Here is a 7383-nt window from a genome sequence, read left to right as displayed (position 1 = left end):
CGCGGTCACCAGCAAACCCCGCTCGTGGCATGGCCCCGCGATCCGGCCGGCATCCACATCCAGCCGCTGGACAGCGGCGACCACGCCGGCGCTGTTGTCGATGCGCAGATCGACTTCCGCCTGTGGCGCCTGCCGCAACAGGTCGGCGATGCGCGCCGGCAGCAGGTAGTTGCCGATGGTGGTGCTGGCCGCCAGCACCAGCCGCAACGGTGCCCCCTGCGCGGGGTCCCCGCCTGCAGCGAGCTGGCGCTCGAGATCAACGGCATTGACCAGCAGCGCGCGGGCCGGTTCCAGCAGCGCGCGGCCATGGCCGTTCAGCACCAGGCGGCGACCGACACGGTCGAACAGGGGCGTGCCGAAGTGCGCCTCCAGCTCCTGCAGGGCGGCACTGCTGGCCGACTGCGAGAGCGCGATGGCCTGGCCGGCCGCGGAGGTACTTCCGTGGTCGGCAATGGCGACGAAGACCTGTAGCTGGCGCAGAGTCAGGCGCATGGCCTTTACCTATAAAGCAGGTAGATTCTACTTATATTATTCGTTTTACAGGTCATTGGCGCAGGCGCATGCTTTTCATCGTTCCCCACACCGGTCCCGCGATGAGCACCTCCGCCCCCTCCACCTGGTCCCTGCCCGTTCTGCGGCAGCGCTGGCAGCCGCGCCTGCCCGGGCTGCTGCTGGCGGGCCTGCTCGCTGCGGCATCGCTTCATCTGGCGGACCTGCCATGGCTGCAGGCGCATGGCCTGAGCGCGCTGACCGTGGCGATCGTCGCCGGTATCGCGGTCGGCAATACCCTCTACCCGCGGCTGGCGCCGCGCAGCGCGGCAGGCATCGGCTTCGCCAAGCACTGGCTGCTGCGTGCCGGCATTGTGCTGTATGGCCTGCGCCTGACGTTCCAGGACATCGGCCATGTCGGCATCGCCGGCGTGCTGATGGACGTGCTGGTGGTCGCCAGCACATTTGGCCTGGCCTGTTGGCTGGGCACGCGCGTGTTCAGGATGGAGCGTGAGGCGGCGATGCTGATCGGCGCCGGCAGTGCCATCTGTGGCGCGGCGGCAGTGATGGCGGCCGAGCCGGTGGTGCGTGGTCGTGCGGCACAGGTAACGGTGGCGGTATCGACCGTGGTGGTGTTCGGTACGCTTGCCATGTTCCTGTATCCGGCGCTGTATGCGTTGCTGCAGTCGCACGGCTGGCTGGCGATGGACGCGCGGCAGTACGGCCTGTTCACCGGGGCGACCGTGCACGAAGTGGCGCAGGTGGTGGCTGCCGGCCGTGCCGTGGGTGAGGCGGCTGCCGATACCGCCGTCATCACCAAGATGGTTCGGGTGATGCTGCTTGCGCCCTTCCTGGTCGTGCTGTCGCTCTGGCTGGCACGCGGCAGCAGGGCAACGTCCGAGGGCAGCAAGGCCCGCATCGTTGTGCCGTGGTTCGCGTTCGGTTTCGTCGCCGTGGCCGGCATGAACTCGCTGCAGCTGCTGCCCGCCGGACTTCACGCAGCGCTGGTGCAGCTGGACACGGTGCTGCTGGCGATGGCGATGGCGGCGCTGGGCGTGACCACCCATGTCTCCGCGCTGCGCCAGGCGGGCCTGAAGCCGCTGCTGCTGGCGCTGCTCCTGTTCGCCTGGCTGCTGTTCGGTGGCCTGGCGATCCACCAGGGCGTGCTGGCGATGCTGCACTGAGCGCAGGTCTGCCGATACGGCCGCTGCCCCGGGAGACGGTGACGGCCGCGCGCGCAGGTACAATGCGCCATGACTGATTTCTCGACCCTGCCGCTGAGCCCGGCCCTGCAGCCCGGCCTGGATGCCCTCGGCTACACCACCCTGACCCCTGTGCAGGCCCAGAGCCTGCCCGCCATCCTCGATGGCCGCGACGTGATCGCGCAGGCTCCGACCGGCAGCGGCAAGACCGCTGCGTTCGGCCTGGGGCTGCTGCAGGCGATCGATCCGAGCCTGATCCGCGTACAGGCGCTGGTGCTGTGCCCGACCCGCGAACTGGCCGACCAGGTCGGCAAGCAGATCCGCAAGCTGGCCACCGGCATCCCCAACCTGAAGCTGCTGCTGCTGGTCGGCGGCGTACCGCTGGGACCACAGCTCGCCTCGCTGGAAGGCCACGACCCGCACGTGGTGGTCGGCACCCCTGGCCGCGTGCAGGAGCTGGCACGCAAGCGCGCGCTGAATCTTGGCGCGGTGCGCACGCTGGTGCTGGACGAAGCCGATCGCATGCTCGACATGGGCTTTGAAGAGCCCATCCGCGAAATCGCCGGACGCACCCACAAGGACCGGCAGAGCCTGCTGTTCTCGGCCACCTTCCCCGACAGCATCCGTGCCATTGCCCGTGACCTGCTGCGCAATGCCGTTGAAGTCACGGTGGAAGGCGCTGACCAGGCGCCGGCCATCCGCCACCTGTTCTGCGAGGTCGAGCCGGCCCATCGGCAGAAGGCGCTGGCCGGCCTGCTGCTCAAGTACACGCCCGAATCGGCAGTGGTGTTCTGCAATACCCGCAAGGACGTGGATGAGGTCGCCCATTCGCTGCAGCAGTTCGGCTTCTCGGCGCTGGCCCTGCACGGTGACATGGAGCAGCGTGACCGTGAGGAAGTGCTGCTGCTCCTGGCCAACCGCAGCTGCAACGTGCTGGTCGCCAGCGACGTCGCCGCGCGCGGTCTGGACGTGGAAGAGCTGGCGGCGGTGATCAACTACGAGCTGCCGACCGATGTCGAAAGCTACCAGCACCGCGTTGGACGTACCGGCCGTGCCGGCGCCAGCGGCCTGGCCATCAGCCTGGTCGCGGGCCGCGAAAAGACCCGCGCCGAAGCGATCGAAGCACAGATGGGGCATGCGCTGGACTGGCAGAAAACGCCGCTGGCGACGTCACGTCCCGCCGAGTTGCCGCAGGCAGCGATGCGCACCCTGCGCATCGACGGTGGCAAGACAGACAAGCTGCGCCCGGGCGACATCCTCGGCGCCTTGACCGGCGACGCCGGCCTGTCGGGCAAGTTCATCGGCAAGATCGCGATCTTCCCGACCCGCTCCTACGTGGCGATCGCGCGCGAGCAGGCCAGCAAGGCCGTGGCGAAACTGGAGGCCGGCAAGATCAAGGGCCGCCGCTTCCGCGTACGGATGATGTAAGGCCCAGCGACAGGTAGCGCCGGGCCATGCCCGGCGACAGTCTCAGAACGGGTAGCGCCGGGCCATGCCCGGCGGCAGTCTCAGAACACCAGCTCGGTGTGCAGCGGCAGGTCCGCCTGCCAGCGGGCGCGGCCACCCAGGCCATCCAGCTCGACCAGGACGCCAGCACCGACCACGTCCACGCCCAACCGCCGCACCAGCGACAATGCGGCCACCAGCGTGCCGCCAGTCGCCAGCACGTCATCGATGATCGCCACGCGCGCGCCGGCCGCCAGCGCATCGGCATGCACTTCGATGCAGTCGCTGCGGTACTCCAGTGTGTATTCCTCGCGCAGCACCTGGCCGGGCAGCTTGCCCGGCTTGCGCACCGGCACGAAGCCGACGCCCAGTTCCAGTGCCATCGCGGCGCCCAGGATGAAACCGCGCGATTCGATACCCACCACCGCGTCCAGTTTCTGGTCGCGCCAGCGGTCGGCCATCGCGCGGATGGCATCACGGAAGTCCTCGCCGTGCGCGAGCAGCGGCATGATGTCCTTGAACAGGATGCCGGGCTTGGGGAAGTCGGCGATGTCGCGCAGGCGCGAGGCCCACGCGGGGACGGCCACGGTGGCGTCGGTCATTGCAGCTACCAGCTTGTATGGCGGCATAGGGTAACCGGTTCGTCCGTACGCTGCCCGTTCCCGGCATCTTCGCGCCGCTGCGTTCCATCAATGGCGCCACAGCATCACGCCAAAATCGCACACGCGTGCGATAATCGCCGTGATCGGTCATTCACCCGCCTTGCGTCATAAGCAGATCGACGCCTGCACGCCGTCACGGCCCGCAGCCGCCCTGGATGCCGTCGGCCCCCGCCACGCCTGGCGCGCGCGGGGCTTCCCCGCCTTCGCGCGGGTTCCTGCAATGAGGTTCATGCAACGTGGACGAGACGACGAAGGTTCCGGCCGTGTGCCGTGTGCTGGTGATCCTGCTCGGCATCCTGGTGACGCTGTTCGGCCTGGCTCTGCTGGTCGGCGGCGTACGCCTGGTGCAGCTGGGGGGCAGCTGGTACTTCCTGCTGATGGGCGTGGCGTCTGCCGTGGCCGGCGTGCTGCTGGTGATGCGCCGGCCGAACGGTGCGCTGCTGTACGGCCTGGCGTTCGTGGCTACGCTGCTGTGGGCGCTGGTGGATGCCGGCTGGAATTTCTGGCCGCTGGTTTCGCGCCTGGTGATGCCCGCCGTGCTCGCCCTGCTGGTCGCCTTGGCCTGGCCGGTGCTGCGCCGCAGCCGCGGCCAGGTGGCCGGTCGCGGCGCCTATGGCGTGGCTGCAGTGCTGCTGGTGGGTCTGCTGGGTACTGCATTCGCAGCGTTCCAGCCGCGTCCCGTGCAGGCGGCGCAGGGCACCACACCCCCCGTAGTGCCCGTGGCCAAGGGCGCTGAGCAGCGCGACTGGATGCACTGGGGCAATACCACCGCCGGTACCCGCTTTGCCGCACTGGACCAGATCACCCCGGCCAATGTGAAAGAGCTGCAGGTGGCCTGGACCGCGCGTACCGGCGATGTACCGGAAAGCAACGGCTTCGGCGCCGAAGACCAGAACACCCCGCTGCAGATCGGCGACACCCTGTACCTGTGCACCCCGCACAACCAGGTGATCGCCGTTGATGCCGATTCGGGCAAGCAGCGCTGGGCCTTCGATCCCAAGGCCACCGCACCGAACTGGCAGCGTTGCCGGGGCCTGGGCTATTTCGATGCGACCACCGCACCGGCCGCCGCGACGACGGCTACACCGGCACCGGCACCAGTGCCGGCCACTGACGTGGCGAGCACCGGCCCGGCGCTGTGCGGGAAGCGCATCCTGATGACCTCCATCGACGCCCGCCTGTTCGCGCTGGATGCGAACACCGGTGCCCTTTGCCCGGACTTTGGCAGCAACGGGGTGGTCGACCTGAAGGTCGGCATGGGCGAGATCAAGCCCGGTTTCTACACCCTCACCGCCGCGCCGCTGGTGGCGGGCGAGCTGATCGTGGTCGGCGGTCGGGTGGCCGACAACATCGAAGTGGGTGAACCGTCCGGCGTGGTGCGTGCGTACAACGTGCGCACCGGTGCGCTGGTCTGGATCTGGGATCTTTCAAAGGAGACCCCGGACGTGCCGCTGGATCCGTCGATCCACTACACCCGTGCGACGCCGAATGTGTGGACGTCGATGGCCTACGACCCGCAACTGGGCCTGGTCTACCTGCCCACCGGCAACACCACGCCGGATCAGTGGGCCGGCGAACGCACGCCGCAGGACGACAAGTACAGCTCTGCCGTGGTCGCGCTCGACGTCGCCACCGGCAAGGAACGCTGGGTGTACCAGACCGTACACCACGATCTGTGGGACTACGATCTGCCCGCGCAGCCGACCCTGATCGATGTACCCGACGGAAAGGGCGGCACATTGCCGGCGCTGCTGCAGGTCACCAAGGCCGGGCAGATCTTCATGCTCAACCGGCAGACCGGCGTGCCGATCAGCGAAGTGCGCGACATTCCGGCGCCGCAGGGCAACGCCGAGGGCGAGCGCTACGCCGCCACCCAGCCGCTGTCGGTGGGCCTGCCGCAGATCGGCGCGGAAACGCTGACCGAGTCGGACATGTGGGGAGCCACCCCGATCGACCAGATGCTGTGCCGCATCCAGTTCAAGCAGTTCCGCTACGACGGCATGTACACGCCGCCGGGCGAAGACCTGGCGCTGCAATGGCCGGGTTCGCTGGGCGGCATGAACTGGGGCAGCGCCTCGGTCGACCCGACCACCGGCTATCTGTTCGTCAATGACATGCGCCTGGGCCTGTGGACCAAGCTGATTCCGCGCGCGCAGATGAGCAGCGGCGACGGCGGCGTGGAAATGGGCGCGGCCTCGCAGACCGGCACGCCCTATGGTTCGCTGCGCGACCGATTCCTGTCCAAGCTTGGCATTCCCTGCCAGAAGCCCCCGTTCGGCACGATGTCGGCGATCAACCTGGCGACCCGCAAACTGGTCTGGCAGGTACCGGTGGGCACGGTGAAGGACACCGGTCCGATGGGCATCAAGATGGGCCTGTCGATCCCGATCGGCATGCCGACCCTGGGCGGTTCGCTGGCCACCCAGTCAGGCCTGCTGTTCTTCGCGGGCACGCAGGATTACTACCTGCGTGCCTACGACAGCCGTACCGGCGATGAGCTGTGGAAAGCACGCATGCCGGTGGGTAGCCAGGGCACGCCGATGACCTATGTCTCGCCAAAGACCGGCCGTCAGTACGTGGTGATCTCCGCCGGTGGCGCCCGCCAGTCGCCGGACCGCGGCGATTACGTGATTGCCTACGCGCTGCCCGAGCGCAGGTGAACCCTGCCCCGTAGCGTCGCCTGCCGGGCGGCGCTACCCGGGTACCGGTTGCTGGTGCGAGCGCTTACCATGCAAGGTCGAACCCGATGAAAGCTGCTGCCATGCCTGCCGCCGTTCCTCCCAGCCGTCGCCCCAAGCGCGCTCCTGCTCCGCCGCAGGACCGTGGCCTGGCCCATGAGCTGATGCAGCAGATCCAGGACAACCAGGGCGATCCGGACTTCATGACATCGCTCGGTCGCGGCCTGGCCGTGCTGAGCGTGTTCTCGCAGCACCCACGCGAAGTGACCATGTCACAGATCAGCACCGATACCGGCATCTCGCGTGCCGCGGTGCGGCGCGTGCTGTATACGCTGGAAAAGCTGGGCTATGTCGGCGAACAGGGCCGTGGCTACGTGCTGCTGCCGCGCGTGCTGGGCATGGGCGGTGCCTATGTGGCGTCGTCGTCGATGACCGCCGCAGCGCAGCCGGTGCTCGACGCCCTGCGCGACGACGTGCATGAATCCTGCTCGCTGGGCGTGCTGGACGGCGACGACATCCTGTACGTGGCACGTGCGGAAACCGTGCGCATCATGTCGATTGGACTGCGCGCGGGCAGCCGTCTGCCTGCCTACTGCACATCGATGGGCCGCGTGTTGCTCGCGGCGTTGCCGCGCGACACGCTGGAAGGCTATCTGGAACGCAATCCGCTGCGGCCGCGCACCGAGCGCACCATCACCCGCATGGATGATTTCCTGGACACGCTGGAGAAGGTGCGCCGCGAAGGTGTGTCCCTGGTCGACCAGGAACTGGAGATCGGCCTGCGCTCGATCGCAGTGCCTGTGCGTTCGCGCAGCGGTGACGTGGTTGGTGCGTTGAACATCGAGCGCATCGATCTGGGCACGGGAGATTCGGGCAGCGTGCTCACCCTCACTGCGGCGGAAGTGG

6 protein-coding genes are annotated in these 7383 nt (G+C 68.2%); 4 read left to right on the top strand and 2 right to left on the bottom strand.

Translation table 11 applies throughout. From position 1 onward, the window contains the following. Positions 1-492: LysR family transcriptional regulator (locus QMZ25_RS18670; RefSeq protein ID WP_283220114.1), on the bottom strand; the 492-nt coding region annotated here is incomplete at its 3' end. A 101-nt stretch (positions 493-593) separates the two neighbouring features. Here QMZ25_RS18670 and QMZ25_RS18665 point away from each other — a divergent pair. Beyond that, positions 594-1673 carry a YeiH family protein gene (locus QMZ25_RS18665; RefSeq protein WP_065175041.1) on the top strand — a complete coding sequence of 360 codons (1080 nt, stop codon included), beginning with the start codon at positions 594-596 and terminating at the stop codon, positions 1671-1673. 69 nt (positions 1674-1742) lie between these two features. Beyond that, positions 1743-3119 (top strand): ATP-dependent RNA helicase DbpA, encoded by a 1377-nt coding sequence (gene dbpA, locus QMZ25_RS18660; protein ID WP_283220113.1) that lies wholly within the window; start codon positions 1743-1745, stop codon positions 3117-3119. Between the two features lie 80 nt (positions 3120-3199). Here the strand turns inward: dbpA and QMZ25_RS18655 are convergent, their stop codons facing one another. Next, complete coding sequence (locus QMZ25_RS18655) at positions 3200-3739, bottom strand: adenine phosphoribosyltransferase (protein ID WP_053517758.1); 540 nt, start codon at positions 3737-3739, stop codon at positions 3200-3202. A 296-nt stretch (positions 3740-4035) separates the two neighbouring features. Here QMZ25_RS18655 and QMZ25_RS18650 point away from each other — a divergent pair, with 296 nt between their 5' ends. Beyond that, complete coding sequence (locus tag QMZ25_RS18650) at positions 4036-6459, top strand: membrane-bound PQQ-dependent dehydrogenase, glucose/quinate/shikimate family (protein ID WP_283220112.1); 2424 nt, start codon at positions 4036-4038, stop codon at positions 6457-6459. 101 nt (positions 6460-6560) lie between these two features. Continuing rightward, positions 6561-7383, top strand: an 823-nt coding sequence (locus QMZ25_RS18645) for an IclR family transcriptional regulator C-terminal domain-containing protein (RefSeq protein ID WP_283220115.1), incomplete at its 3' end; no start/stop codon positions are given.

Source organism: Stenotrophomonas sp. RS-48 (assembly GCF_030053245.1).
In the GTDB taxonomy this organism is placed as follows: Bacteria; Pseudomonadota; Gammaproteobacteria; order Xanthomonadales; family Xanthomonadaceae; genus Stenotrophomonas; species Stenotrophomonas maltophilia_P.
The sequence above is the reverse complement of the archived record's forward strand: the minus strand, read 5'-3'. Positions and strand labels throughout refer to the sequence as shown.

Coding starts and splice junctions, on each gene's coding strand:
- dbpA (WP_283220113.1), top strand. CDS start 1,743: ATGACTGATTTCTCGACCCTGCCGCTGAGCCCGGCCCTGCAGCCCGGC.
- QMZ25_RS18665 (WP_065175041.1), top strand. CDS start 594: ATGAGCACCTCCGCCCCCTCCACCTGGTCCCTGCCCGTTCTGCGGCAG.
- QMZ25_RS18655 (WP_053517758.1), bottom strand. CDS start 3,739: ATGACCGACGCCACCGTGGCCGTCCCCGCGTGGGCCTCGCGCCTGCGC.